This window comes from Micromonospora sp. CA-248260, from assembly GCF_050942205.1.
Classification (GTDB): Bacteria; Actinomycetota; Actinomycetes; order Mycobacteriales; family Micromonosporaceae; genus Micromonospora; species Micromonospora antibiotica.
In genome coordinates this window covers 2,255,123-2,281,604 of sequence record NZ_CP192021.1, presented here as the reverse complement: position 1 = coordinate 2,281,604, position 26,482 = coordinate 2,255,123, and the positions used below count along the sequence as shown (strand labels likewise).

At 73.3% G+C, this 26,482-nt stretch carries 19 protein-coding genes and 1 pseudogene; 13 read left to right on the top strand and 7 right to left on the bottom strand.

Going from position 1 to position 26,482, the window contains the following annotated elements; all coding sequences use genetic code 11:
* Window positions 1-160 precede the first annotated feature (160 nt).
* From ACQP2H_RS09930 to ACQP2H_RS09920, 3 genes are all read left to right on the top strand, one after another.
* Window positions 161-496, top strand: coding sequence for a PadR family transcriptional regulator (locus tag ACQP2H_RS09930; protein WP_433232264.1), 336 nt, complete (start codon window positions 161-163; stop codon window positions 494-496).
* Window positions 484-2,418 (top strand): hypothetical protein, encoded by a 1,935-nt coding sequence (locus ACQP2H_RS09925; RefSeq protein ID WP_433232261.1) that lies wholly within the window; start codon window positions 484-486, stop codon window positions 2,416-2,418. Before ACQP2H_RS09930 ends, ACQP2H_RS09925 begins: the two co-directional genes overlap by 13 nt.
* A 283-nt stretch (window positions 2,419-2,701) precedes the next feature.
* Complete coding sequence (locus ACQP2H_RS09920; protein ID WP_208568983.1) at window positions 2,702-3,346, top strand: hypothetical protein; 645 nt, start codon at window positions 2,702-2,704, stop codon at window positions 3,344-3,346.
* A gap of 460 nt (window positions 3,347-3,806) precedes the next feature.
* Here ACQP2H_RS09920 and ACQP2H_RS09915 read toward each other — a convergent pair whose 3' ends face one another.
* Both ACQP2H_RS09915 and ACQP2H_RS09910 read right to left on the bottom strand, forming a co-directional pair.
* Window positions 3,807-4,019 carry a hypothetical protein gene (locus ACQP2H_RS09915; RefSeq protein ID WP_219469380.1) on the bottom strand — a complete coding sequence of 71 codons (213 nt, stop codon included), beginning with the start codon at window positions 4,017-4,019 and terminating at the stop codon, window positions 3,807-3,809.
* 141 nt (window positions 4,020-4,160) lie between these two features.
* Window positions 4,161-4,640 (bottom strand): cytidine deaminase family protein, encoded by a 480-nt coding sequence (locus tag ACQP2H_RS09910; RefSeq protein ID WP_208568985.1) that lies wholly within the window; start codon window positions 4,638-4,640, stop codon window positions 4,161-4,163.
* 359 nt (window positions 4,641-4,999) lie between these two features.
* On the opposite strand from ACQP2H_RS09910, the gene hrpA reads away from it, so the two are divergent.
* A complete protein-coding gene (hrpA, locus tag ACQP2H_RS09905) occupies window positions 5,000-9,055 on the top strand; it encodes an ATP-dependent RNA helicase HrpA (RefSeq protein WP_363821057.1) in 4,056 nt (1,351 codons plus the stop codon).
* Here the strand turns inward: hrpA and ACQP2H_RS09900 are convergent, their stop codons facing one another.
* A complete protein-coding gene (locus tag ACQP2H_RS09900; protein ID WP_208568987.1) occupies window positions 9,056-9,994 on the bottom strand; it encodes a LysR family transcriptional regulator in 939 nt (312 codons plus the stop codon).
* A gap of 128 nt (window positions 9,995-10,122) precedes the next feature.
* Between ACQP2H_RS09900 and ACQP2H_RS09895 the strand changes: the two genes are divergently transcribed.
* The 7 genes from ACQP2H_RS09895 to ACQP2H_RS09865 all read left to right on the top strand — a co-directional run bounded on the left by ACQP2H_RS09895 (window position 10,123) and on the right by ACQP2H_RS09865 (window position 18,638).
* Complete coding sequence (locus tag ACQP2H_RS09895) at window positions 10,123-10,755, top strand: succinate dehydrogenase cytochrome b subunit (RefSeq protein WP_244252958.1); 633 nt, start codon at window positions 10,123-10,125, stop codon at window positions 10,753-10,755.
* A 1-nt stretch (window position 10,756) separates the two neighbouring features.
* On the top strand, window positions 10,757-12,694 hold the full coding sequence (locus tag ACQP2H_RS09890) for a fumarate reductase/succinate dehydrogenase flavoprotein subunit (protein ID WP_219469374.1): 1,938 nt from the start codon (window positions 10,757-10,759) through the stop codon (window positions 12,692-12,694).
* Window positions 12,691-13,452, top strand: coding sequence for a succinate dehydrogenase/fumarate reductase iron-sulfur subunit (locus ACQP2H_RS09885; protein ID WP_208568989.1), 762 nt, complete (start codon window positions 12,691-12,693; stop codon window positions 13,450-13,452). Before ACQP2H_RS09890 ends, ACQP2H_RS09885 begins: the two co-directional genes overlap by 4 nt.
* A gap of 562 nt (window positions 13,453-14,014) precedes the next feature.
* Window positions 14,015-15,199 (top strand): zinc-dependent alcohol dehydrogenase, encoded by a 1,185-nt coding sequence (locus ACQP2H_RS09880; protein ID WP_357535985.1) that lies wholly within the window; start codon window positions 14,015-14,017, stop codon window positions 15,197-15,199.
* Window positions 15,196-16,215: an SDR family NAD(P)-dependent oxidoreductase gene (locus ACQP2H_RS09875; protein WP_433232253.1), complete on the top strand. Its 1,020-nt coding sequence runs from the start codon at window positions 15,196-15,198 to the stop codon at window positions 16,213-16,215. Before ACQP2H_RS09880 ends, ACQP2H_RS09875 begins: the two co-directional genes overlap by 4 nt.
* Window positions 16,216-16,294: 79 nt before the next feature.
* On the top strand, window positions 16,295-17,314 hold the full coding sequence (locus tag ACQP2H_RS09870; RefSeq protein WP_219469364.1) for a serine hydrolase: 1,020 nt from the start codon (window positions 16,295-16,297) through the stop codon (window positions 17,312-17,314).
* A gap of 178 nt (window positions 17,315-17,492) precedes the next feature.
* Window positions 17,493-18,638, top strand: coding sequence for an MBL fold metallo-hydrolase (locus ACQP2H_RS09865; RefSeq protein ID WP_433232249.1), 1,146 nt, complete (start codon window positions 17,493-17,495; stop codon window positions 18,636-18,638).
* A 21-nt stretch (window positions 18,639-18,659) separates the two neighbouring features.
* Here ACQP2H_RS09865 and ACQP2H_RS09860 read toward each other — a convergent pair whose 3' ends face one another.
* Window positions 18,660-20,171: a deoxyguanosinetriphosphate triphosphohydrolase family protein gene (locus ACQP2H_RS09860; protein WP_363821065.1), complete on the bottom strand. Its 1,512-nt coding sequence runs from the start codon at window positions 20,169-20,171 to the stop codon at window positions 18,660-18,662.
* Window positions 20,172-20,429: 258 nt separating this feature from the next.
* On the opposite strand from ACQP2H_RS09860, the pseudogene ACQP2H_RS09855 reads away from it, so the two are divergent.
* Both ACQP2H_RS09855 and ACQP2H_RS09850 read left to right on the top strand, forming a co-directional pair.
* Window positions 20,430-22,918 (top strand): annotated as a pseudogene (locus ACQP2H_RS09855) (Tex family protein).
* A 31-nt stretch (window positions 22,919-22,949) separates the two neighbouring features.
* Window positions 22,950-23,384: a hypothetical protein gene (locus ACQP2H_RS09850; RefSeq protein WP_357535996.1), complete on the top strand. Its 435-nt coding sequence runs from the start codon at window positions 22,950-22,952 to the stop codon at window positions 23,382-23,384.
* On the opposite strand, the gene ACQP2H_RS09845 is transcribed toward ACQP2H_RS09850, so the two are convergent.
* From ACQP2H_RS09845 to ACQP2H_RS09835, 3 genes are read right to left on the bottom strand one after another with little or no spacing between them, the layout of a single operon-like run.
* A complete protein-coding gene (locus tag ACQP2H_RS09845; RefSeq protein ID WP_433232246.1) occupies window positions 23,347-24,618 on the bottom strand; it encodes a glycosyltransferase family 4 protein in 1,272 nt (423 codons plus the stop codon). The genes ACQP2H_RS09850 and ACQP2H_RS09845 overlap by 38 nt on opposite strands.
* Window positions 24,619-24,623: 5 nt before the next feature.
* Window positions 24,624-25,580, bottom strand: a complete 957-nt coding sequence (locus tag ACQP2H_RS09840) for an NAD-dependent epimerase/dehydratase family protein (protein ID WP_357536000.1) — start codon at window positions 25,578-25,580, stop codon at window positions 24,624-24,626.
* Window positions 25,577-26,380 carry a sugar transferase gene (locus tag ACQP2H_RS09835; protein WP_357536002.1) on the bottom strand — a complete coding sequence of 268 codons (804 nt, stop codon included), beginning with the start codon at window positions 26,378-26,380 and terminating at the stop codon, window positions 25,577-25,579. The genes ACQP2H_RS09840 and ACQP2H_RS09835 overlap by 4 nt, the downstream gene beginning before the upstream one ends.
* Window positions 26,381-26,482 lie beyond the last annotated feature (102 nt).

Sequence of the window (26,482 nt, the reverse complement as noted above, 5' to 3'; positions counted from 1 at the left end):
GCCCCCGCCCCGGAGCTTCCGGCGGGCGGGCCGCGTCCACCGGACGCGCCGGGCCGACGATCTCCGGGACCCGGTGATGTTCGGACCGCAACGATGCGGCGCCGGCCATCTCTGAGACCCTATGTAGCCAAACTCGCCGACCCTATGTAGCGTACGGCCCATGGCGTCATCCCCTCGTATGACGGCCGCCGTGGCCGGCGTGCTGGCGGCGTTTCTCACCGACCCGGCAGCCGAACGGTACGGCCTCGACATCATGCAGGTGACCGGCTATCCCAGCGGTACCGTCTACCCGATCCTCAGCCGGCTGCAGCACGCCGGCTGGCTCGACGCGCACTGGGAGGACATCGATCCCTCCGCGGCGGGCCGGCCGGCCCGTCGCTGGTACCGGCTCAGCGCCGACGGCCTCGTGGCCGCCCGGGCCGGGCTCGCCGCCTACCGGCAGCGCACCGCCACGCCCGGCGCGGCCGTCCGGGTGGAGCCGACGTGGGCTTGGTAGACCGGCTGATCGCGGCCTGCCTGCGGACGGCCGCCCGGCGCTGGCCGGTCAGCCAGCGCGACGACATGGCCCGCGAATGGGTCGCCGAGGTCGCCATGCTGCGGCAGCGCCGCGGCACCGGATGGCGCCGGATGGCCTTCGCGGCCAGTCTCGCCGTCACGCCGCTGACCTTCGACGAGAGTGGGGCGCCACGCGGCAGCTGGGAGTGGATGCGGGCTGGGGCGACGCTGCGGACCATGGCGCGGGTAGCGATGGCCGGCGCTTTCGGCTACGGGCTGGCCCTGGTCGTCCGGGAGATGGTCACGTCACTGCCGGAACTCGTGCCGGCCGACGACACCGGGTTCCTGATCGGCCGCCTGTTCCATGCCGGCGTGACCGCCGCCGTGGTGATGGTCTACGCCGTCCTGGTGGGTCGGTGGGCCGGTCGGCGTGTGGCGCCGGAGCCGGGCCCGGCAGGCAGTCTGGGCGCCGCCGCCTCGGTGGTCGTGCCGCTGGCCGTGCCGATGCCGTACGTTCTGGCCGAGCTGACCTACGAACCGCTGGTGGTGTCCGTGGCGATGGCCGCGGTGTGGGCGGTGACCACCGGGTTGCTGGTGGTCACCGGCATCCGCGGCGCCCGGATCTGGCCGGTGGTCGCCGTGCCGGTCGCCGTGGTCCTGCCGCCCGTCGTCGGCGTGCTGTTGTCGCAGGGCGTCCCGGGCGTGCCGATGTTCCTCCTACCAGACCAGCTGGCCGGCGTCGGACTGTTCCTGCTGCCGTGGACGGTGTGTGCGGTCGTCTTCGGCCGGGCCGTGGTGCGCCGCTGGTCGGCACCGGCCGAGGACGGGCTCGCGTCGCGGGCCTCGGCTGCCGTACCCGCCGTTGCGGTTCCGGCCGCCGGCCCCCGGGTCACCGTGGTCCGGGTTGTGCTGACGGTGCTGGCCGCCGCCGCGGCGCTGGTGTGGGCGATCGGCATGACGGTGTGGCAACCGTTGAGCGAGCCGACCGACGGCGCGATCGGCGAGAACAACACGTACTGGGCCCGGGAACTGCGCTGGAGCGCGTTGATCGCGATCGTCCTGAGCCTGGTCGTGCAGGTACGCGGGGACCGCCGGGCCACCCGCGGCGTGCTGTTCGGCGGGGTCGCCGGGCTGGCCGCCGACATCGTGCTCGACCAGCTGGACCTGACGTCCTCGGCCACCACCGGGCTGGCTGTCGCGGCGGTCTCGGTCGCCGTGGTGGCCTGTGCAGTCATCGGCGCCGCAGCGGTCGTGCCCCGCCCGCCGGTGCTGCTGACCGTGGCGATCGTCGCCGCCGTGCTGTCGGCCATCACGACCCAGACCGAGTCACCGACCGACGGGGAGCCCGGATTGAACCTGGGCAGTGCGGCTGCTGGTTCGCTGCTTGCGGCGGTCGCCGTGCTCGCCGCGGTCCGCGCGGCCGGGACGGTCAGCCGCTGGCGGGCCGCCGCCACGGCTGCGGCCGTCCTGCTCGCCGCCGCCGGCCCGTGGCTGGTGCGCCTGCGGTATCCGCAGCCCGTCGACGGCCGGTTCCACGGGGTCCTGCTGGCCCTCGCGCTGGCCCTGTTCGCCGTGGTGATGCTGGCCGGGTCCCGCCCGCGCACGGCCCGGCAGTGGCTGCGCCCCATGGTGGCCCTCGCCGTCGCTGCAGTCGCCATCCCTGCGCTGATCGTGCCGCTGACCTACCTCTCGATCCTCCTGCCGGTCGGCAGCCTATTCACCGCGATGGCCGGCAGCCCGCCGGTCAACAGCGCCGACCAGGACACCATCGGAGCGCTGATCGCGGTGGTGGTCGGCCTGGTGGTGGCGCGGCTGCTGCGGCCGCTGGTGTTGGACCCGGCGCCGGGATTGCCGGAGTCGGGCGTCACCGCACCGGCCGGTCAAGGCGAGCCGCCGTTCTGGCGGGCGTTCCAGGGCTCCTGAGCAGCGCGGACACGGCTGCTGGCCGGTCCAGCCGAAGATCTCGGTCGGCTGGTCGCTGGCCAGCGCCCCGAAAGTAGGTCCGGACGGTCATCGCGGAGTCCGTCAGACCTGCATCGTGTACGCCACGAACGGACCGTTCCATGTCAACCCCCGCCAGGTGGATCTGGACACCGCAAGGCTCGACTGGACAGGACAAGAGAACCCCCCTCCAGACCCTGGGAGATGTCACACCCGTCGATTAGAATGTATGTACTAATCGAGTTCCTGACCTGGGAGGACGCTCGTGACCGCGCCCGTCAACGCCCCCCTCACGCCGTACGCCACCCTCCTCGGCTTCACCCGGTACGTCGACCGCACCGGGCCCACCAAGGCAAGCTTCGTCGGCGGGCTGCGCAAGCAGCGAGCCAGCCGGCACGGCTTCAACCCGCACGGCCAGTTCGTCAAGGCGCTCAAGGCCGACATCGCCTTCCACACCGGCGGCACCCACCTGGCCGGCGTGGCCGACGTGGTCAAGCCGCGCTGGCGTCCGCTCTACCAGGCACTGGTGCCCGGCGCGACGGCCTGGCTGGAGTCGCTGGGCGAGCCGGCCGGCATCGACCTGGCGCAGACCCGCGACGCCCTCGCGATGCTCGGCGACCTACCCGTCAAGATCAACCCCCACTTCGGCATCCGGTACGCCGACGGTCACGCCGAGGCGGTCCGGCTGCACTTCGACGAGACCCCGCCGAGCGAGGAGGCGGCGTTGGCCACCCTGCACCTGATGGCCCGGCACATGGACGCGGTGCTGCCGCACGCCGAGCCGGTCCTGGTCGACGTGCGGCGGGGGGTGGCGCACCGGACACCCGAGCACGTCAAGTCGGCACAGGTGGAGCAGTGGTTGGCCGGCGAGGCCGCCGCCTTCCGCGCCATCTGGTCCACCGCCGCCTGATCCCGGGCAACGGCCGGTCCGGGAGGAGCAGAGCCCACCCGGACCGGCCAGCGCCCACCGGCAGCCCACCGACCCACCGCGACCACCCTCCCCCGGCCCACCCAGCAGCGCACCCCCCAGCAGCGTCGAGGCTCGGACGCTGCTGGCTTTCACCACCCCGCCCATCCCGCCGCGCGGACGCCCCCTGGACTCGGTACCACGGGGACCGGCGTAGCGAGGCCGAGGATGCGGGTCCGCGCGGCGCAAGATCGTGCTCGAACCAGGATGTAGTGGCCTCCAACTGCGGTCGGAAAAGACGCACCCGGTGCCGGGGAAGGGGCCCAGGTGTCAGGGAAGGGGCCACGGTGCCGAGCAAGGACCCCCAGGGTTCGGGGCAGGGCCCCTGGTGCCAAGGAAGGAGACCCGGGTCCGGGGAGGAGGCCCGTCCTACTTCGGAGGGCGGGCGAGGTGGATCAGTCCGTCAGGTGCTGGCCAGGGCATCGAGGATCTTGTTGGCGATGCCGACGCGGATCTTCCAGACATCGCCGGAGACGTCATGCGTCACGCTTGCCCTGACGGATCGAGACCCCGACGTCGACACCGAGGACCCACGGTTCGACACCAAGGAGCGGCCGACGGGTAGCTGCCGGAGGAACTCGCGCCAGCCGAGAAGACCGCGCAGGAACGCCTCCACCGAGTCCAGCGACGCCAAGGATCGGCCCACGGTTCGACACCAAGAATCGGCCCACGGGTTGACGCCAAGGACCGAGGAGTAGAGAACAGGGGCTCCACACCGAGAAGCCGGGACCGGGAGGGATCGGGGCTCGACGCCGGGTCAGTCCTCCGAGGCGGGCCGGCTGGCCGGGACCGTCGGCATCGGCCACTGCCCGGTCCGCACGATCGCCGACGCATCCAGCTGCTGGTCGGCCCAGACGTAGCTGTCCGGCAGCAGGTCGGTCACCGGCAGTTTCCGCAGCGCGTCGATCGGCCCGACGATGACCTGGATGCCCGGGTGGTAGTCGAGCAGTACCTGCCGGCATCGTCCGCACGGCGGGAGCACCCCGCGCCCCCGGTCGCCCACGGCGACGATGGTCTCCAGTTCCGTCTCCCCCTGGGTGGCGGCGGCGCCGAGGGCCACCAGCTCGGCGCAGGGGCCGCCGGTGAAGTGGGCGAGGTTCACCCCGGTGAACACCCGGCCGTCGGCGGTCCGGGCGGCCGCCGCGACGGAGTGGTTGTCGCTGCGGCAGCGCAGCTTGGCGACCGCAGTGGCCGCCTGGACCAGTGCGCGGTCGGTGTCCAGCATCGTCGTCGTCATCCGGCAGCCCCCCGTGTCGCGTCGTCCGGCGGTCAGCGTAGCCCGGCGACGGCCGGTTTCCCGGGCAGCGCTCCGACGGACGCGGCGACACCTGGACCGCCCGGCCCGCAGCACCGTGACCTGCGTCTCGACCCCCTCGGCCCGCAACGCCGTGACCCGTCGGCGCGCTGACACCGTGACCTGCCCGGACCGGAGGCACCCGACGGTGGGCGCGGCGCCGCGCCCGAAAGCCGCTACCCGGGGGCCGCCCCGCAACAGACCGCCACCCGGACCACATCCACACGGCGGAGGCGGCGCGTAGCCCGGGAGGCGTAACCCGGGGGCGGTCCGGCGGCGGGCTGCCTATCCTTGGCGACGACATGCAGAATCCAACCGCCTCCGGCCCCGCCGCGCCCGCCGATGCCGTGTCCGCCCGTGAGCTGCACCGCCGTCTCACCCCGCTGATGTTCCGCGACCAGCGCCGCCTCCAGCGTCGGCTGGACGGGGTACGCAAGCTGCGTGACCCGCAGCGGCGCGACGAGGCGCTGGTCGAGATCGCCGGGGAGGTGTCCCGGGCGGAGGCCCGGCTGGCCACCCGGCGGGCCGCCGTGCCGAGCATCACCTATCCGGCGCAGTTGCCGGTCAGCGAGCGCCGCGACGACATCGCCGCCGCGATCCGTGACCACCAGGTGGTGATCGTGGCCGGTGAGACCGGCTCCGGCAAGACCACCCAGCTGCCCAAGATCTGCCTGGAGTTGGGGCGTGGGATCACCGGGCTGATCGGGCACACCCAGCCCCGCCGGTTGGCCGCCCGGACGGTCGCCGACCGGATCGCCGAGGAACTCGGCACCGAGCTGGGGGACGTGGTCGGCTACAAGGTCCGTTTCACCGACCAGGTGAGCGACCGCAGCCTGGTCAAGCTGATGACCGACGGCATCCTGCTGGCCGAGTTGCAGACCGACCGGATGCTGCGCCAGTACGACACCCTGATCATCGACGAGGCGCACGAGCGCAGCCTCAACATCGACTTCATCCTCGGCTACCTGCGGCAACTGCTCCCCCAGCGGCCCGACCTCAAGGTGGTCATCACCTCGGCGACGATCGAGACCGCCCGGTTCGCCGAGCACTTCGCCGACGCCGACGGCCGGCCCGCGCCGATCGTCGAGGTGTCCGGGCGGACGTACCCGGTGGAGGTGCGCTACCGGCCGTTGGTCGAGGTCGCCGAGGGCGACGAGGACGGGGCCGACGACGAGGAGAACGTCCGCGACCAGATCCAGGCGATCGGCGACGCGGTGCAGGAGCTGGCCGCCGAGGGGCCGGGCGACATCCTGGTCTTCCTCAGTGGGGAGCGGGAGATCCGGGACACCGCCGAGGCGTTGGGCAAGCTGACCCAGTCGAAACGCTCGCTGCTGGGCACCGAGATCCTGCCGCTGTACGCCCGGCTGTCGGCGGCCGAGCAGCATCGGGTCTTCGCCGCCCACCCCGGTCGCCGGGTGGTGCTCGCCACGAACGTCGCGGAGACCTCGCTGACCGTGCCCGGCATCAAGTACGTGGTGGACCCGGGTTCGGCCCGGATCTCCCGCTACTCCAGCCGGTTGAAGGTGCAGCGGCTGCCCATCGAGCCGGTTTCCCAGGCGTCGGCCAACCAGCGCAAGGGCCGCTGCGGCCGGACCTCCGACGGTATCTGCATCCGGCTCTACGACGAGCAGGACTTCGCCTCCCGGCCGGAGTTCACCGACCCGGAGATCCTGCGCACCAACCTGGCCTCGGTGATCCTCCAGATGACCGCGATCGGTCTCGGTGACCTCGCCGCGTTCCCGTTCATCGACCCACCGGACCGGCGCAACGTCACCGACGGGGTCAACCTGCTGCACGAGCTGGGCGCGTTGGACCCGACCGAGGCCGACCCGGCCAGGCGGCTCACCCCGTTGGGCCGTCGGCTGGCCCAGCTCCCGGTCGACCCCCGGCTGGCCCGGATGGTGATCGAGGGCGAGCGTAACGGCTGCGCCACCGAGGTGCTGGTGATCGCCGCCGCGCTGTCGATCCAGGACCCGCGGGAGCGGCCGGCGGAGAAGCAGGCCCAGGCCGACCAGGCGCACGCCCGGTTCGCCGACAAGGAATCGGACTTCGTGTCGTTCCTCAACCTGTGGCGTTACCTGCGGGAGCAGCAGCGGGAGCTGTCGTCCAGCGCGTTCCGCCGGATGTGCCGGGCGGAGTACCTCAACTACCTGCGGGTACGCGAGTGGCAGGACATCGTCGCCCAGTTGCGCCAGGTGCTGCGTACCCCGGAACAGGGTGACGGGCGGCGGGGGCGGCGGGGCGCGACGCAGGCCCCGCCCGACGGGGGCCGGCGCGGTCCGGCCGCCGACCTGCCGGAGGAGATCGACACCCCGAAGGTGCACCAGTCGCTGTTGCCCGGCCTGCTGTCGCACATCGGGCTCAAGGACGCCCAGAAGCACGAGTACCTGGGCGCCCGGGGGGCGAAGTTCGCGGTCTTCCCCGGCTCGGCGCTGTTCAAGAAGCCGCCGCGCTGGGTGATGGCCGCCGAGCTGGTGGAGACCTCCCGGCTGTGGGGCCGGGTCGCCGGGCGGGTCGAGCCGGAGTGGGTGGAGCCGCTGGCCCAGCACCTGGTCAAGCGCAGCTACAGCGAGCCGCACTGGGAGAAGAAGCAGGCCGCCGTGATGGCCTACGAGAAGGTCACCCTGTACGGCGTCCCGCTGGTCACCTCCCGCAAGGTCAACTTCGGGCGGATCGATCCGGCGCTGAGCCGGGAGCTGTTCATCAGGCACGCCCTGGTCGAGGGGGACTGGCAGACCCACCACCCGTTCTGGCGGGACAACGAGAAGCTCCGCACCGAGATCGAGGAGCTGGAGAACCGGGCCCGCCGCCGGGACATCCTGGTCGACGACGAGAGCATCTTCGCCTTCTACGACCAGCGCATCCCCGCCGACGTGGTCTCCGGGCGACACTTCGACGCCTGGTGGAAGAAGGCCCGGCACGAGCAGCCCGACCTGCTCACCCTCACCCGGGAGGTGCTGGTCAACGCCGGGCGTGGCGGGGTCGACGAGGCCGACTTCCCGGACGAGTGGCAGGCCGACGGGGTGACCCTGCCGCTGACGTACACCTTCGACCCGACGGCCGCCACCGACGGCGTCACCGTCGACATCCCGCTGCCGCTGCTCAACCAGGTGCCGGCGGAGAGTTTCGACTGGCAGGTGCCGGGGCTGCGCGAGGAGTTGGTGATCGCGTTGATCCGGTCGCTGCCCAAGCCGATCCGACGCAACTTCGTCCCGGTGCCGGACCACGCCCGCGCGGCGCTCGCCGCGATCACCCCCGGTGCGGAGCCGCTGCTGGACGCGCTCAGCCGGCAGCTGCGCCGGATGACCGGGGTGACCGTGCCCCGGGAGGCGTGGGAGCCGGCGAAGCTGCCGCCGCACCTGCGGGTGACGTTCCGGGTGATCGGTGACGCCGACAAGCCGGTCGCCGAGGGCAAGGACCTGCCGGCCCTGCAACGCCAGCTCCGCCAGGAGGTACGCCAGGTGGTGGCCGCCGCCGCACCGGAGGTGGCCCGGACCGGGCTGACCGGGTGGACCATCGGCACCCTGCCCCGCACCATCGAGCAGGTCCGGGCCGGCTACGCGGTGACCGCCTACCCGGCGCTGGTCGACGAGGGTACGACGGTCGGGGTGAAGGTCTTCGACTCCGAGGCGGAGCAGGCCGCCGCGCACTGGGCGGGCACCCGGCGGTTGTTGCGGCTGACCGTGCCGTCACCGGCGCAGTTCCTCCAGGGGCGGCTGAGCAACGAGGCGAAGCTGGCGCTGAGCCGCAACCCGCACGGTGGGGTGCAGCAGCTCATCGCCGACGCCGCCGGGGCCGCCATCGACAAGCTGATCGCCGACGCGGGCGGGCCGGCCTGGGACGCCGACGGCTTCGCCGCGCTGCGTGACCGGGTCCGCGCCGACCTGGTCGACACGGTGGTGGAGGTGATGGGCCGGGTCCGCCAGGTGCTCGCCGCCGCGTACGCGGTGGAGCAGCGCCTCGGCGCGACCCGCAACCTGGCCGTGGTGGCCGCCCTGGCCGACCTGCGCCAGCAGCTCACCGGCCTGGTGCACAAGGACTTCATCACCGAGACCGGCTACGCGCGCCTGCCCGACCTGCTGCGCTACCTGACCGCGATGGAGCGCCGACTGGACCGGCTGACTGCCAACCCGCAGCGGGACAAGTCCCAGCAGGACCGGATCGCCACGGTGCAGAAGGAGTACCGGGACCTGGTGGCCGGGCTGCCCCCGACCCGCCGCGCCTCGGCCCCGGTGCGGCAGATCCGCTGGATGATCGAGGAGTTGCGGGTGAACGTCTTCGCGCAGGCCCTCGGCACCCCCTATCCGGTCTCCGAGCAGCGCATCTACCGCGCGATGGACGACGCCGAGGGGCGCTGATCAGGGCAGCGGTTCCACGCCCGGCGGCAGGTCGCTGGTGCTGGTGGCCGCGTGCACGTAGTCGAGCAGGATGCGGCGCAGCTCCCGCCCGGCGTGGGTGGGCACCACGTCGCGGCGGCGGGCCACCGCGATGGTCCGGCGCACCCCGGGCGGGGCGAGCCGGGTGACCCGGATGCCGGGGCGGCGGCTGACCACGATGCCCGGCACCAGGGCGATGCCCAGGCCGGCCTCGACGAAGCTGAGCACGGCGTCCATCTCGCCGCCGTCGACCGAGAAGGTGGGCTCGAAGCCGGCCTCCCGGCACGCCTGGATGGTGGCGTCGCGCAGGTCGTAGCCCTCGCGGAACATCACCAGCGGTTGGTCGCGCAGGTCGGTGATCCGCAACTCGCCGCTGACCAGGGCGGCGGGCAGCGGCTCCACCGAGGCGATCACCAGGCTCTCCCGCAGGATCGGGTCGACCCGCAGCCCGGGGTCGGCCCCCTGCGCGGGCATGATGATCAGGGCGAGGTCGAGGTCGCCGCGCAGCAGGTCGCGGACCAGGTCCTGCGAGCCGCCCTCCTCGACCCGCAGGTCGACGGCGGGGTGGGCGTCGCGGAACCGGCGCAGCACCGGTGGGGCGAGCGAGGTGGCCAGGCTGGGGGTGGCCCCGAGCCGGACCCGGCCCCGGCGCAGGCCGACCAGTTCCTGCACCTCCCGGGTGGCGGTGTCGACGTCGGCGAGGATGCGCTTGGCCAACGGCAGCAGCACCTCACCGGCGGCGGTGAGGGCGATGTTGCCGCGTACCCGCTCGAACAGGGGGGCGCCGAGGGCGGTCTCCAGAGCGTGAACTTGCTTACTCAACGACGGCTGGGTTATGCCGACGAGGTCGGCGGCTTGGGTGAAATGTCGTACTTCAGCCACCGCGACGAAGTACCTCAGCTGATGGAGCTGCATCTTCATAGCTTATGGCTATCGAGACTGCGAGGTCGATGCATTGGACGACTGATTGCAGGGCTCCTAGCGTCGGTCAGGTGGTAATCACGAAAACTCGGTCGCCCATCCGCTCGAACGTCGGTCTCAAGGCCGTCATGGCGGTGACGGGCATCATGCTCGTGCTGTTCCTCGTCGCCCACATGCTCGGCAACCTCAAGGTGTTCACCGGCGAGACCTCGTTCGACCACTACGCCCACTGGCTGCGCGACATCGGCAAGCCGCTGCTGCCCGGGGTCTGGTTCCTGTGGATCCTGCGCACCGCGCTGGTGGTGGCCGTACTCGGGCACATCTGGGCGGCGACCGTGCTGGCCGTCCGGGCCCGCGCCGCCCGCCCGGTGCGCTACGCCCACCGCAAGAAGGTCCAGGGCAGCTACGCCGCGCGCACCATGCGCTGGGGCGGCGTGATCATCCTGCTCTTCGTGATCTACCACATCCTGGACCTGACCACCGGCACCCTCAACCCGGTCGGCGACGCCAGCAACCCGTACGGCAACGTGGTCGCCGACTTCGCCCCGGACCGCTGGTACGTGACGCTGTTCTACACGCTGGCGATCGTCACCGTCGGCTTCCACCTGCGGCACGGGGTGTTCTCCGCGTTGCGCAGCCTCGGCCAGCAGACCCCCCGGGGCGAGCGCCGGGCCCGTACCGCCGCGCTGGTCTTCGCCGTCGTGCTCTGCGCCGGCTACCTGGTGGTCCCGTTCGCCGTACTCACCGGATTGGTGTCCTGACATGGAACTCTTCACCGAGGGCGAGCCGATCGCCGACACGTTGGCTCCCGACGGCCCGGTCGAAAAGCGCTGGGAGACCCGCCGCTTCGAGGCCAAGCTGGTCAACCCGGCGAACCGGCGCAAGATGACGGTGATCGTGGTCGGCACCGGCCTGGCCGGTGGCTCCGCCGCCGCCACCCTCGCCGAGCAGGGCTACCGGGTCCGCAGCTACTGCTACCAGGACAGCCCGCGCCGGGCACACTCGATCGCCGCCCAGGGCGGCATCAACGCGGCCAAGAACTACCGCAACGACGGCGACTCGGTGCACCGGCTCTTCTACGACACGGTCAAGGGCGGCGACTTCCGCTCCCGCGAGTCGAACGTGCACCGGCTCGCCGAGGTGTCGGTCAACATCATCGACCAGTGCGTCGCCCAGGGCGTCCCGTTCGCCCGCGAGTACGGCGGGCTGCTGGACACCCGCTCCTTCGGCGGCGCGCAGGTGCAGCGCACCTTCTACGCCCGGGGCCAGACGGGCCAGCAGTTGCTGCTCGGCGCGTACCAGGCGCTGGAGCGGCAGATCGGCCTGGGCAACGTGGAGATGCACACCCGCCACGAGATGCTGGAACTGGTCGTCGTGGACGGCCGGGCACGGGGCATCGTGGTGCGGGACATGGTCACCGGTGAGATCAGCACCGAGATGGCCGACGCGGTGGTGCTCGCCTCCGGCGGCTACGGCAACGTCTTCTACCTCTCCACCAACGCCAAGGGCTGCAACGTCACCGCCAGCTGGCGGGCGCACCGCAAGGGCGCGTACTTCGCCAACCCCTGCTACACCCAGATCCACCCGACCTGCATCCCGGTCTCCGGCGACCACCAGTCCAAGCTGACCCTGATGAGCGAGTCGCTGCGCAACGACGGCCGGGTCTGGGTGCCGCAGAACAAGGACGACGACCGCGCCCCCCGGGACATTCCCGAGAACGAGCGGGACTACTACCTGGAGCGGATCTACCCGTCGTTCGGCAACCTGGTCCCCCGGGACATCGCTTCCCGGGCCGCCAAGAACGTCTGCGACGAGGGCCGGGGCGTCGGGCCGACCAAGCTCGGGGTCTACCTCGACTTCTCCGACGCGATCGACCGGCTCGGCCGCAAGGCCATCGAGGCCAAGTACGGCAACCTGTTCGAGATGTACGAGCGGATCACCGGCGAGGACCCGTACCAGGTGCCGATGCGGATCTACCCGGCCGTGCACTACACGATGGGCGGGCTGTGGGTCGACTACGACCTCCAGTCGACCATCCCCGGCCTGTTCGTCATCGGTGAAGCCAACTTCTCCGACCACGGCGCGAACCGGCTCGGCGCGTCGGCACTGATGCAGGGCCTGGCCGACGGGTACTTCGTGCTGCCCACCACGATCGCCCACTACCTGGCGTCCGGGCCCCGGGAGAAGGTCGACGCCAGCCACCCGGCGGCGGTGCAGGCCCGGCGCGAGGTGGAGGACCGGATCGCCCGGCTGCTGGCCGTGAACGGCGACCGGACGGTGGACTCGTTCCACCGGGAGCTGGGTCAGATCATGTGGGAGCACTGCGGCATGGAGCGCTCCGAGGCCGGGCTGCGCAAGGCCATCGACGAGATCCGGGCACTGCGGGAGCAGTTCTGGCAGCGGGTCCGGGTGCCGGGCGACGGCGAAGGGCTCAACCAGTCGCTGGAGAAGGCCGGTCGGGTGGCCGACTTCTTCGAGCTGGCCGAGCTGATGTGCATCGACGCCCTGCACCGCGAGGAGTCCTGCGGCGGCCACTTCCGGGCCGAGCACCAGACCCCCGACGGTGAGGCGCAGCGCGACGACGACCGGTTCGCCTACGTGGCGGCCTGGGAGTTCACCGGCACCGGTGAGCCGGCCGTGCTGCACAAGGAAGACCTGAAGTTCGAGTACGTCCACCCCACGCAGCGGAGCTACAAGTGAACCTGACCCTGCGCATCTGGCGTCAGTCCGGCCCCCAGGACAAGGGGCGGATGGTGACCTACCCGGTCGACGACGTCTCCCCCGACATGTCGTTCCTGGAGATGCTCGACGTGCTCAACGAGCGGCTGATCCTCTCCGGGGAGGAGCCGGTCGCGTTCGACCACGACTGCCGCGAGGGCATCTGCGGCATGTGCGGCCTGATGATCAACGGGGACGCGCACGGCCCGCAGCGCGGCACCACCGCCTGCCAACTGCACATGCGGCAGTTCAAAGACGGCGAGACGATCGACATCGAGCCGTGGCGGGCCCGCGCGTTCCCGGTGATCAAGGACCTGGTGGTCAACCGGAACGCCTTCGACAAGATCATCGCGGCCGGTGGCTACATCACCGCGCCGACCGGCAGCGCCCCCGAGGCGCACGCCGCCCCGGTGGCCAAGGCCAACGCCGACGCGGCTTTCGAATCCGCCGCCTGCATCGGCTGCGGGGCCTGTGTGGCGGCCTGCCCCAACGGCTCCGGCATGCTCTTCACCGCCGCCAAGGTCACCCAGCTGTCGCTGCTGCCGCAGGGCCAACCGGAGCGCTACACCCGGGTGATCGGCATGGTCGACGCGCACGACGAGGCCGGCTTCGGCGGCTGCACCAACGCCGGCGAGTGCACCGCGGTCTGCCCCAAGGGCATCCCGCTGAACACCATCGGCCGGCTCAACCGGGACTACCTCACCGCCACCGCCAAGCGCGGCGACACCCCCGGTTCCTGACCCCACCGACGGTCCGACCGGCCGCCTCCGGACCCTCCGACCGCCGCACCCCCGACCGAGGGGTGCGGCGGTCGCTCCGTCCCGCCCCCACGCCTCCGCCCCACGCCCCACGCCCCACACCCAGCGTGCCCCGCGCTCCGGGCCCCACGCCCCGCGCTGCGGGCTGCGGGCTGCGGGCTGCGGGCTGCGGGCTGCGGGCTGCGGGCTGCGGGCTGCGGGCTGCGGGCTGCGGGCTGCGGGCTGCGGGCTCGATCCTGGATGTAGTGGCCTCCGCACGCCATGAGGCCACTACATCCAGGATCGAGCGCGATCACGACGGAGACCGGGGACGACCACGGGCAAGGACCGAGCACGATCACGGCGGTGGTCCAGGACGATCACGGCAGGGGCCGGGGCAGGGGACGATCACGGCAGGGGCCGGGGCAGGGGACGATCAGGGCAGGGGCCGGGGCAGGGGACGATCACGGCTCGGTGGGCCGCCGACCTTGGCTGGCCGGTGGCCGGTTCAAGCGTCCCCGCTCGGGTAGCAGACCCCTCGACGGCACGGCGAGGGGACTCAGCGATGAAGGCACTGACCTGGCACGGCAAGCGCGACGTCCGGGTGGACGAGGTCCCGGACCCCCGGATCGAGGAGCCGACGGACGCGATCGTCCGGATCACCTCGACCGCGATCTGCGGCTCCGACCTGCACCTGTACGAGGTGCTCGGGCCGTACCTGAAGCCCGGTGACATCCTCGGGCACGAGCCGATGGGCGTCGTCGAGGAGGTCGGCTCCGGGGTGACCCGACTCAAGCCCGGCGACCGGGTGGTCGTCCCGTTCAACATCGCCTGCGGGCACTGCTGGATGTGCGAGCGGCAGCTTTTCGCCCAGTGCGAGACGACCCAGGTGACCGCCGAGGGCAAGGGCGCGTCGCTGTTCGGCTACACCTCCCTCTACGGTTCGGTCCCCGGTGGGCAGGCCGAGTACCTGCGGGTCCCGCAGGCGCAGTTCGGCCCGATCGTCATCCCGCAGACCGGGGCCGACGAGCGCTACCTGTACCTCAGCGACATCCTGCCCACCGCCTGGCAGGCGGTGAGGTACGCCGACACCCCGCCCGGTGGCACCCTGGCCGTGTTCGGCCTCGGCCCGGTCGGGCAGTTCTGCGCCCGGATCGGCCGGCACCTCGGCGCGGGCCGGGTGATCGGGCTGGACCTGGTGCCCGAGCGGCTGGAGATGGCCCGCCGGCACGGCATCGAGACGCTCGACGTCAGCCAGCTCGACGACGTGCCCGGCGCGCTGGTCGACCTGGTCGACGGGCGCGGCCCGGACGCGGTGATCGACGCGGTCGGGATGGAGTCGCACGGCTCCACCAGCGGCAAGCTGGCCCAGCACGCCGCCGGGCTGCTACCGGACAAGCTGGCCGAGAAGATGATCGACAAGGTCGGTGTGGACCGGTTGACCGTGCTCAAGGCCGCCCTCAAGGCGGTGCGGCGCGGCGGCACCGTCTCGATCTCCGGGGTGTACGGCGGCGAGGGGGACCCGATGCCGCTGATGGAGATGTTCGACCGGGGCATCCAACTGCGGATGGGTCAGTGCCACGTACGCCGGTGGACCGACGAGATCCTGCCGCTGCTGTCCGGCGACGACGACCCGCTGGGCGTGGAGGACCTGCGGACCCACCGGGTGCCGCTGGTGGACGCGCCGAAGGCGTACGAGATGTTCCAGAAGAAGGAGGACGGCTGCGTCAAGGTCGTGTTGGCTCCGTGAGTCGGGTGGTGGTGGTCACCGGTGCCACCAGCGGCATCGGCCGCGCGGCGGCCCGGGAGTTCGCCGGGCGCGGGGACCGGCTGGTCCTCGCCGCCCGCTCCCCCACCAGCCTGGCCGAGGTACGCCGGGAGTGCCGTGCGGCCGGCGCGGACCGGGTACGCACGGTGCCCACCGACGTGACCGACCCCGACGCGCTCGACGCCCTGGCCGACACGGCGGTACGCGAGTTCGGTCGGATCGACGTGTGGGTGCACACCGCGGCGGTGATGGCGTACGGCCGGTTCGAGGAGATCCCGGCGGAGGTCTTCGACCAGGTGGTCCGCACCGACCTGCTCGGCGCGGCCGGCGTCGTCCGGGTGGCGCTGCGCCGCTTCCGGGCGGCCGGCGGGGGCACCCTGATCCTCACCGGTTCGGTCCTCGGGCACGTCACCGCCCCCTACATGAGCGGCTACGTGACCAGCAAGTGGGGCCTTCAGGGGCTGGTCCGTTCGGTGCAGCAGGAGGCCCGGGACCTGCCCGGGGTGCACGTCTGCCTGGTCACCCCGGGCAGCGTGGACACCCCGGTCTACCAACGGGCGGCGAACTACCTGGGGCGGGCCGGCCGGCCACCGCTGCCGATCACCACCCCGCAGCGGGTGGCCCGGGCCGTCGCGCGCTTGGCCGACCGGCCCCGCCGGGAGGTGTCGGTGGGCCGGGTCAACCTGCTCATGCGGGGTGGCTTCACCCTCCTGCCGGGCGTCTACGACGCGCTCGTCGGGCCGTTGATGCGGCGCGGCGGGCTGACCGGGCAGCCGGTCGCCCCGCACGACGGCGTCGTCTTCTCCCCGGACCCGGCGGGCGCGGCCGTCCGCGGCGGGTGGCTGCCGGAGCTGTCCGACCTGCTGCGCCGGGCCGGTGCCCCGACCGGCCGGGCGGCGACGGCGGTCGCGGCGGGGGCGGCGGTCGCGGCGGGGACGGCGCTGGCGGTCGGGACGGCACTCGCGGCGGGTGGGGCGGCCCGGCGTCGGCGGCGGTGAGCAGCCCCCCACGGGCCGGTCCGCCCACCTAGAGTGGTGCCCCGGAGACAGCTCCGGGGCACCGCTCGACGGGAGAGACGTGACCAGCAGGGTGAACCGCAGGACGGCGCTGGGTCTCGGCACGGCCGCCACGGCCGGGGCGGTACTCGTCGGCACACCGGCATCGGCCGCCGGCCGCCCCGGCAAGTCCGCTGCCCCTGCGGCGAGCCCCGAGCTCGTCGCCCCGAGGATCGCTGCGGCCTTCCAGCGGGAGAAGTCGCTGACCGGCGGCAACTGGCAGGTCCACCTCAGCCTGGAGAACGGGGTCACCCCGCTGGTCGCGGTCTCCGAGTCCGCCGACCGGCGGGTCGAGGCGTACAGCGTCAACAAGATCGCGGTGGCCGTCGCAGTGCTCGACAAGATCGACCGAGGGCTGCTCACCCTCGACCAGCGGGTCGAGGTGGCCGCCTCGACCGTGGTGCCCGGCGGTGACGGCATCTTCGTCCTGGACACCGCCTACCCCAGTTCGGTGACGGTCGGGCACGTGCTGGCCAACCTGCTCACCGTCTCCGACGACACCGCGTCGCGGCTGTGCGGTCTGGTCTGCCCGGCCGCCGAGATCAACCGCACCCTGGCCGCCAAGGGTTTCCCCAACACCCAGGTGCAGCCGCTGTCCGACCCGCACCGGTTCTATCTGGGCACCAGCACCGCCCGGGAGACGCACGCGCTGCTGCGCGCCCTGGTCGCCGGCACCCTGCTGTCGCCGTCGTCGACCGCCCTCGTACTCAAGCTGCTGCGCGCCCCGGTCGCCTTCACCGACGGCATCCGGCGCACCATGTCCTCGGCGGAGCGGGCCCGGGTGGCCACCAAGGCGGGCTGGTTCGTCGACGCCCGGCACGAGGCCGGTGTGGTCTTCGACACCACCGGGGCGGCCGTGCTGACCTACGTCCTCTTCGCCGACGGCCAGGCCGACCGGGACAACTTCGGCGCCACCCACCCGGTGGTGCAGGCCCGGGCCCGGCTCGGCCGGTTCCTCCTGGACGCCACCGCGCAGCTCAGGGGCACCGCGGACGCGCCCCGGCACCGGGTGGCCCGGCAACGACCCAGCAACGGCGGCTGACCGGCCCTGCCGTCCGTCCCGCCACCCGGACCTCCCACGGCCCGGCGTCCGGGCCGCCCCCGGCCCCGTCCCCCACCGACCGGCCCGGGGAAGCGGGGGCGGTCCGAGGGTCGGCGTGGGCGGGAGCCGCCGGTGGTGACTACCGTGTAGTGCGGGACACCGGCGAGGGGGACGACACATGGGGCAACCAGCGCAACGCGCGGTCGAGCGGAGGCTCGGCGGTCGGCTGTGGCAGGTGGCGGGGCTGGCGGCGGTCGCCGGCCTGGCCTGGACGGCGCGGGACGTGCCGGTGGCGCTGGGCGGCCGGCTGACCGGCGCACGCGCGCAACGGGCCGCCCGGTCGGCGCAGTTCCGCGACGGGACCTTCCACAACCGGGTGGCCACCCGCACCATGCCCGGCGGCGACCCCGGCCGCAACCTGCTCCGGGAGCTGCTCTTCGGCCAGCAGCGTCGCCGCCCCACCGCCCCGGTCCCGCTGGTGCGGCCCGCCCCGGCCCCGACCACCGACGTCGACCGTGAGCTGGGCATCGTCTGGTACGGCCACGCCTCGACCCTGGTCGAGATCGAGGGGCACCGGGTGCTGATCGACCCGGTGTGGAGCGACCGCTGCTCGCCGTCGGCCGCGGTGGGGCCGAAGCGGCTGCACGAGCCCCCGGTACGCCTCGACGAGGTGCCCACCGTCGACGCGATCCTGATCTCCCACGACCACTACGACCACCTCGACATGGCAACCGTCCGGGAGCTGGTGCGCCGGCAGTCGGCGCCGTTCCTGGTGCCGCTGGGCGTCGGCGCGCACCTCGACCGGTGGGGGGTGCCGGAGGACCGGATCGTCGAGCTGGACTGGTCGCAGGGGCACCGGGTCGGCGGCCTGGAGATCACCGCGACCGCCGCCCAGCACTTCTCCGGCCGGGGGCTGCGGCGTGACGGCACGCTGTGGAGTTCGTGGGTGGTCGCCGGGGCGCACCGGAAGGTCTTCTACACCGGCGACTCGGGCTACTTCGACGGGTACGCCGAGATCGGCGCGGAGCACGGGCCGTTCGACGTGACGCTGATGCAGATCGGCGCGTACGACCGGGCCTGGCCGGGCATCCACATGTTCCCCGAGGAGGCCGTCGCCGCCCACCTCGACCTGCGCGGCGACCTGCTCGTCCCGGTGCACTGGGCCACCTTCAACCTGGCCCTGCACGACTGGTCCGAGCCGGTGGACCGGCTCTGGGCCGAGGCCAAGGCGCACGGCGTGCGGCTGGCGGTGCCCCGGCCCGGCGAGCGGGTGGTGGTGGCCGACCCGCCGCCGGTCGACGGCTGGTGGCAGACGATCGCCTGACGCGCGCCCACCGCCCGCCGCTCAGAGCACGAAGGCGTCGGTCCACAGCGCCCCGGAGCGACCCGACAGGACGTCCAGCATCGCCACGGCCTGACCGTCGGTGAGTTGGGCGACGAAGTCGACGATGGCCCGGCCGCGGGCCCGGCCGATCCGGTCGGGGGTACGCGGGTGCAGCTCCGCCTCGGCCAGCTCGACCAGGTCGGGCAGCCGGCGGGGCAGCCGGGACTCCTCCTCGGGGTCGAGCAGCCACTGCCAGAGCGCGTCGACCAGGGTGTCCAGCAGGCGGGCCTGGCCCCGCTGGTGCAGGGCCAGGTCGGGGCGGGCCAGCACGAAGCGGTGGTGGACGAACTTGAGCACCTGCACCTCGTGCCACTGCGCCGGGGCCAGTTGCACGTGGCCGGAGCGCACGTCCGGGGTGGCGGTCACCGTGATCGCGTCGACCAGCCGGGTGGTCCACCGGGCGGAGAACCGGGCCACGTACTGTTCCGCCTCGATCGACCCGTCGAAGGGCAACGCCAGCAGCCCGTCCACCAGTTCCTCGCGGACGTGCTCGACGGCGGCGGCGAATGCGTCGTCGTCGGCGATCCAGGCGTCCTTGCGGTGCAGTTGCCGACGCAGCGCCTCGATCGCCGTGCCGGGCCGGCGGGCGGCACCGGCCAACGCCGGGTCGGTGACCGCGCGCAGGTGCCCGCCCTCCCGCTGCCAGGCCATCAGCTCGGCGGCGACGGTGCCCTGCTGGAGCACCCCCACCCGGTAGAAGTCCTCCACGTCGTGGATGGCGTACGCGATGTCGTCGGCGGTGTCCATCACCGACGCCTCGACGGTCTGCTGCCACTGCGCGATCCGCCCGGTGAACGGGGCGCGGGCCTGCCGCAGGTCGGCCAGTTCCGTGCCGTACGCGCCGAACTTCGCCGAGCCGCTGTCCGGGTCGTCCGGTGGGGCGGCGGCGCCTCGGGGGGCGGGACGCAGGTGCCGGGGGTGCGGGTCGGGGTGGTCCAGCCGGGTCCACGGGTATTTCAGCATCGCCGCCCGCACGGCGGCGGTCAGGTCGAGACCGGTGGTGGCGGCCCCCCGGATCTCGGTGCTGGTGACGATCCGGTACGACTGGGCGTTGCCCTCGAATCCGTCGGCCAGCCCGAGCCGCTGCCGGGCCAACCGGTCCAGCACCCGCTCCCCCAGGTGCCCGAACGGCGGGTGACCGAGGTCGTGGGCGAGGGCGGCGGCCTCCACCACGTCCGGGTCGCAGCCACCCAGTTTCTCCAGCAGGTCCCGCTGGGTCGGGTCGGCGGTCAACCGCTCCGCGATCGCCCGGGCCACCTGCGCCACCTTGAGACTGTGGGTGAGCCGGTTGTGCACCAGCAGTCCGGAGCCGACCGGGCTGATCACCTGGGTCACCCCACCGAGGCGGGCGAAGAAGGGCGAGGCCACGATCCGGTCCCGGTCGGCCCGGAACGGGCTCGCGGCGAGGTCACCGAGGGCTCGGGCACTGCCGCCGAAGAGGCGACGGGCACGCGGATCCGCAGGTTGCTCCATGATCGCCACGCTAGCGCAGCGGGCCGACCGGCACGGCGGCACGCGACGGGTTCCCGGGCCGACGGGCCACCAGGGCGACGGGCCACCAGGGCGACGGGCCACCAGGGCGCGGCAGGCCGGCCCGGGGGCCGGGAACGGTGGGGCTGCGACGGCAGTGCGGCCGGCCCGGCGACGGGGTGGGCGGCGGGGGTGGCGCACGGCGTCGGGGGTGGGCGGCAGAATGCAGCAGGGAACCCGAAACGAAGGCGGATCAACATCGTGACCCAGTCAGTCCATCAGCGGATCGCCGACGAGCTCGGCGTCGCCGAGCGCCAGGTGCGGGCGGCCGTGGAGCTGCTCGACGGCGGCGCGACCGTGCCGTTCATCGCCCGCTACCGCAAGGAGGCCACCGGCCTGCTCGACGACGCCCAGCTGCGCACCCTGGAGGAGCGGCTGCGCTACCTGCGGGAGCTGGACGAGCGGCGGGCCGCGGTGCTGGAGTCGATCCGCAGCCAGGGCAAGCTGGACGAGGCGCTGGAAGCGCAGATCATGGCGGCCGACTCCAAGTCCCGCCTGGAGGACATCTACCTGCCCTACAAGCCGAAGCGGCGGACCCGGGCGCAGATCGCCCGGGAGGCCGGGCTGGAGCCGCTGGCCGACACGCTGCTCGGCGACCCCACCCGGGACCCGAAGGAGACGGCCGCCGGGTTCGTCGACGCCGGGCGTGGGGTGGCCGACGTCGCCGCCGCGTTGGACGGGGCGCGGGCCATCCTCATCGAGCGGTTCGCCGAGGACGCCGACCTGATCGGCACCCTGCGTGAGCAGATGTGGTCGCGGGGCCGGCTGGTCTCCCGGGTACGCGACGGGCAGCAGGCCGCCGGCGCGAAGTTCGCCGACTACTTCGACTTCGCCGAGCCGTACCCGAAGCTGCCCTCGCACCGCATCCTGGCGATGTTCCGGGGCGAGAAGGAGGGCGTGCTCGACCTCACCATGGCCCCCGACGCCGAGGAGGACCCGGACGCCCCGCCGACCGGCCCGACCCGCTACGAGGCGGCCATCGCCGGCCGGTTCGGTGTCACCGACGCGGGGCGGCCCGCCGACCGGTGGCTGGCCGACACGGTGCGCTGGGCGTGGCGTACCCGGATCCTGATCCACCTCGGGGCCGACCTGCGCACCCGGCTGTGGCAGGCGGCCGAGGAGGAGGCCGTCCGGGTCTTCGCCACCAACCTGCGCGACCTGCTGCTCGCCGCCCCCGCCGGTAGCCGGGCCACCATGGGTCTCGACCCGGGCCTGCGCACCGGGGTGAAGGTGGCGGTGGTGGACGCCACCGGCAAGGTGGTCGCCACCGACACGATCTATCCGCACGAGCCGCGTCGGCAGTGGGACGCCTCGATCGAGACGCTGGCGAAGCTGGCCGGGGCGCACCAGGTGGAGCTGGTCGCGATCGGCAACGGCACCGCCAGCCGGGAGACCGACAAGCTCGCCGCCGACCTGATCACGCGGTATCCGCAGCTCGGCCTGACCAGGGTGATGGTCTCCGAGGCCGGCGCGTCGGTCTACTCGGCCTCCGCGTACGCCTCACAGGAGCTGCCCACCCTGGACGTGTCGCTGCGTGGCGCGGTCTCCATCGCCCGGCGGCTCCAGGACCCGCTGGCCGAACTGGTCAAGATCGACCCGCGCTCGATCGGCGTCGGCCAGTACCAGCACGACCTGTCCGAGGTGAAGCTGTCCCGCTCGCTGGACGCGGTGGTGGAGGACTGCGTCAACGGCGTCGGGGTGGACGTCAACACCGCCTCCGCTCCCCTGCTGACCCGGGTCTCCGGCATCGGCGCGGGTCTGGCGGAGAACATCGTGCTGCACCGGGACGCCAACGGGCCGTTCCGCACCCGTGCCGAGCTGAAGAAGGTGGCCCGGCTCGGCCCGAAGGCCTTCGAGCAGTGCGCCGGCTTCCTGCGCATCCCCGGCGGCACCGACCCGCTCGACTCGTCCAGCGTGCACCCGGAGGCGTACCCGGTGGTGCGCCGCATCCTGGCCAGCACCGGGCAGGACCTGCGCTCGCTGATCGGCAAGTCGGCCATCCTGCGCGGGCTGCGGGCCACCGACTTCGTCGACGACACCTTCGGCCTGCCCACCGTCACCGACATCCTCGCCGAGCTGGAGAAGCCCGGCCGGGACCCGCGACCGGAGTTCCGCACCGCCACCTTCGTCGAGGGGGTGGAAAAGATCGGCGACCTGACCCCCGGGATGCTGCTGGAGGGTGTGGTCACCAACGTGGCCGCGTTCGGCGCGTTCGTCGACGTGGGCGTGCACCAGGACGGCCTGGTGCACGTCTCGGCGATGTCGCACACCTTCGTCAAGGACCCGCGCGACGTGGTGAAGTCCGGTGACGTGGTGCGGGTCAAGGTGCTCGACGTGGACGTGCCGCGCAAGCGGATCTCGTTGACGCTGCGGTTGGACGACGAGGTGCCGACCGGCGGTGACCGGCCGGCGGCCGACGGGCAGCGTCGCGAACGCGGTGCCCTCCAGGGCGGGCGCGGTGACGCGCCGGGCGGCCGGCGTAGCGGCGCGGGCGGGTCCGGCGGCGCGGGCAGGTCCGGCGGGGCAGGCGGCGCGGGCAGGTCCAGCGGGACAGGCGGGTCCGGCGGCCAGCGGGAGCAACAGGGCGGGTCCCGGGCGGGTCGCAGCAACGGCAGGGCCGGGGCGGCTCCGCACCGGCACCCGCCAACGACGCGATGGCCGAAGCGTTGCGCCGGGCGGGCCTGGCCTGAGCGGTCGAGGGGGTGGGCGTACCGTCGCGGCATGGGTGGTGACGGCGGTACGGGGTGGCGGGAGCAGCAGCAGCGGGCGGCGCGGGCGCACGCGGCGGCCGACGCCCGCCAACGCGACGGTGAGCACGCGCAGGCCGAGGCACTGGTCGCCCGGTTCACGGCCGAGGCGACCCGGCGGGGGCTGCGGACCGCCCGGCTGGTGGCCCAGGGCTACGACGGACGGGGCCGCTACCGGACCGGCCTGACCGGCTGGTACGTCGACCGGGCCGGCCTGCGCGCGGTCGCCGTCGACGGCCGGTTCTTCCTGCTCACCGTGCCGCCGGGCGTACGCGCCAGACTGTTCGGCGTGGACGTGCCACCGGCCCGGCCGCCCCTGGTCGTCGGCCGGGGCGGACGCGACGGTGAGTCGGTCCCGCTGGCCGACCTGCTCACCCGTCGGCTGGCCGCCGGCGACGACTGGCCCTGACCGGCCCGGCGGCCACCATCTCGTGCAGGGTCCGCTCGACCCGGTCGGCACCCGTCGCGACGGAGAACATCCGGTCGTAGTGCGCCCGGCCGGCCTGCCCGAGCAGGTCCAGTTTCTCCCGGCCCAGGTCGCAGACCTCCCGCAGGGCGTCGGCGATCGAGTCGGGGTCACCGGGGCGGGCGGTGATGCCCGCGCCGCTGTCCCGGGCCACCGCGGCGGCGTCGCCTTCCGCAGCGACCAGCAGCGCCCGCCCGGCGGCGAGGGTCGACTGCACCTTGCTCGGCATCGTGTACGCGGACATGCCACCGGGCCGCAGGCTCACGTAGTGGACGTCACCGGTGGCCATCAACGCGGGCATCCGGTCCCGGGGCAGCTGCCCGAGGAAGCGGACGTTCGCCGCCCCCGCCGCCTCGGCCCGCCGACGCAGCCGCTCCTCGGTGGTGCCGGAACCGGCGATCAGGCAGACCAGGCGGGGGTCGCCGGTGCGGGCGCAGGCGTCGATCAGCGAGTCGAGCCCCTGCGCCTCGCCGAGCGCGCCCGCGTACACCAGCACGACCTGGTCGGGTTGGAGTCCGAGGTCGGCGCGCAGGTCGGTGGCGCGGACGCCCAGGGTCTCGTCCGCCCACATCGGGATGTGCACCAGCTTCTCCCGGGGCACCCCCCGGCCGGCGAGCAGCTCGGCGGCGCCCGGGGAGACGTGGGCGACCCGGGCGGCGCTGCGGTACATCGCACCGCACCAGGCGGCCATCCCCCGCTCGACGGTCCGTGACACCCGACCGGTGCCGAGGAAGCCGCTGGCCAGCACACTGTCGGGCCACAGGTCCAGCACGTGCAGCAGCACCGGCACCCGGTGCACGTAGCGGGTGAACCACATCGGCAGGGCGACGCTGATCGGCGAGTTGCCGACCCAGAGGGCATCCAGACCCCGCAGCACCGGGGTGCCGGAGACCAGCGCGGAGACGGCGAAGGACCCGTAGTTGGCCAACCGACGTGGCGCGGAACGGTCGTGGCTGGGATAGAGGGCGACCCGGCGGACCCGGGCCGGGCCGTCGGTCTCGTCGACCCGGCGGGCCAGCCGGTAGCCGGGGGCCAGCCGGCCGCTCGGGTAGTTCGGGAAACCGGTCAGCACCTGGACCTCGTGTCCCCGGTCGGCGAGAGCGCGGGCGAGCATCCCGGGCAGGGCCGCCGGGCCCGGTTCCGGGTCGAACCACTGGGTGAGCAGGCCGATCCGCATCGTTCTCACCCCGCCGCCACGCCGGCCACCGGGCGGGTCGGTCGCACGCCGTCAGCCACCGGGCCGGTCGGCCGCACGCCGTCAGCCGCCCACAGGGCGCGCAGTGATTCGGTCAGGTCGTGGACCGGGGTCCAGCCGAGCACCCGGCGGGCGCGGTCCAGGTCGGCGCACATCCACGGCACCGCGGCCGAGCGGGTGGCGTCGGGCGGGAAGCCGCCCGACCGGATCTCCCCGGGGAAACCGGCCACGTCGGCCAGCAGCCGCACGACGTCGCGCGTCGCGACCGCACGTCCGCTGCCCACGTTGACGACCCGCTGCGTGGGCGCGGCGCACCGCGTCGCGGCCAGCACCGCCGCCGCCACGTCCCGCACGTCGACGAGATCCCGGTAGGTGTCGTGCAGCCCCAGAGCGAGGTCACCCGCCCCGTCGGCCGCCGCCGCGCGGACCATCGCGGTCACCCGGGCCAGCATGTTTCCCGCCGGCATCCCCGGCCCGACCGGGTTGAAGACCCGCAGCACGATCGTGTCGAGGCGGCCGGTGTCGCCTGCCAGCTCGGCCAGGCGGGTCGCGGCCAGGTGGCTGAGCCCGTACTCGCTCACGGGAGCGGCAGGGTGGTCCTCCGCGACGGCGAGGCCGTGCGGCACGACGCCGTACTCGGCGGCCGAGCCGATCCGGACCAGCCGGGCCCGGGGGGCGGCGACGGCCACCGCCTCGACCAGTTTCGCCGTGGTCACGACGTGCGCCCGCACGAAGTCGAGCCCGGAACCGACGATCCGGCCGGCCGCGCTCACCACCACGTCCGGTCGTTCCCGGGCGACCAGCGCGGTCAGCTCCGGCAGGTCCATCCGGACAAGGTCGCACTGTGCCCGGGTGGGCGACCGCAGGTCGGTGTGCCCGGCCAGTGCGGCACCGATGTGCCGGCCCAGGAAACCACCCGCGCCCAGCAGCAGCACCCGGCTCATCGGCGGTACGCGGCGTCCCGGTCGTCGACCGGCGACGACACGGGCCTCGGGCCGTCGACCGGCCGGACGTAGGCCGGCGACGACGCGTCCGTCCGGGCGTCGGCCGGTGCCGACACGGGTGCAGGGGCGTTGCCGGTAAACTCGTGCCAGGTGGCGGCACCGGGAGCCGAGATACCTTCCCGGGTGAGCACCACCCGGACGGTGGTCAGCAGGATCTTCAGGTCCAGCAGGAAGGAGCGTCGGTCGACGTACTCGACGTCGTAGCCGAACTTCGCCTCCCAGCTCAGGGCGTTGCGCCCGCGCACCTGGGCGAGCCCGGTGATGCCGGGCCGCACCTCGTGCCGGCGGGCCTGCTCGGCGTTGTAGAGGTCGAGGTAGCGCACCAGGTGTGGACGGGGACCGACCACACTCATCTCGCCGCGCAGCACGTTCCAGAACTCGGGCAACTCGTCGAGGCTGCTCGCCCGCAGCCAACGACCCACCCGGGTGAGGCGTTGGGCGTCGGTCACCAGCCCCCGGTCCGGGTCGGGGTGGAGCATGGTGCGGAACTTCACCACGTCGAACAGTTCGCCGTGCAGGCCGGGCCGGGTGTGCCGGAACAGCACCGGCCGCCCGTGCGTCACGAGCACCACCAGGGCGACGAGGGCCAGCAGGGGTGCGCCGACGGTCAGCACGACGAGCGCGCCGAGCACGTCGAACAACCGCTTCCAGCGGTCGTACGGCCGCCGGGGTGTCGGGGTGGTTCCCCGCCCGTCGGCCCCGGCTCGCGGCGGTGCCGTGTGGACAGCAACTTTGGGCATGAAACACACCTACCACCTTTACGAAGGACGATCCGCGCTTTCACATTCGCCACCCCGGACAGGTCGACAATGGAGTGCGCAGCATCCCCGGTAAAGGTGAAA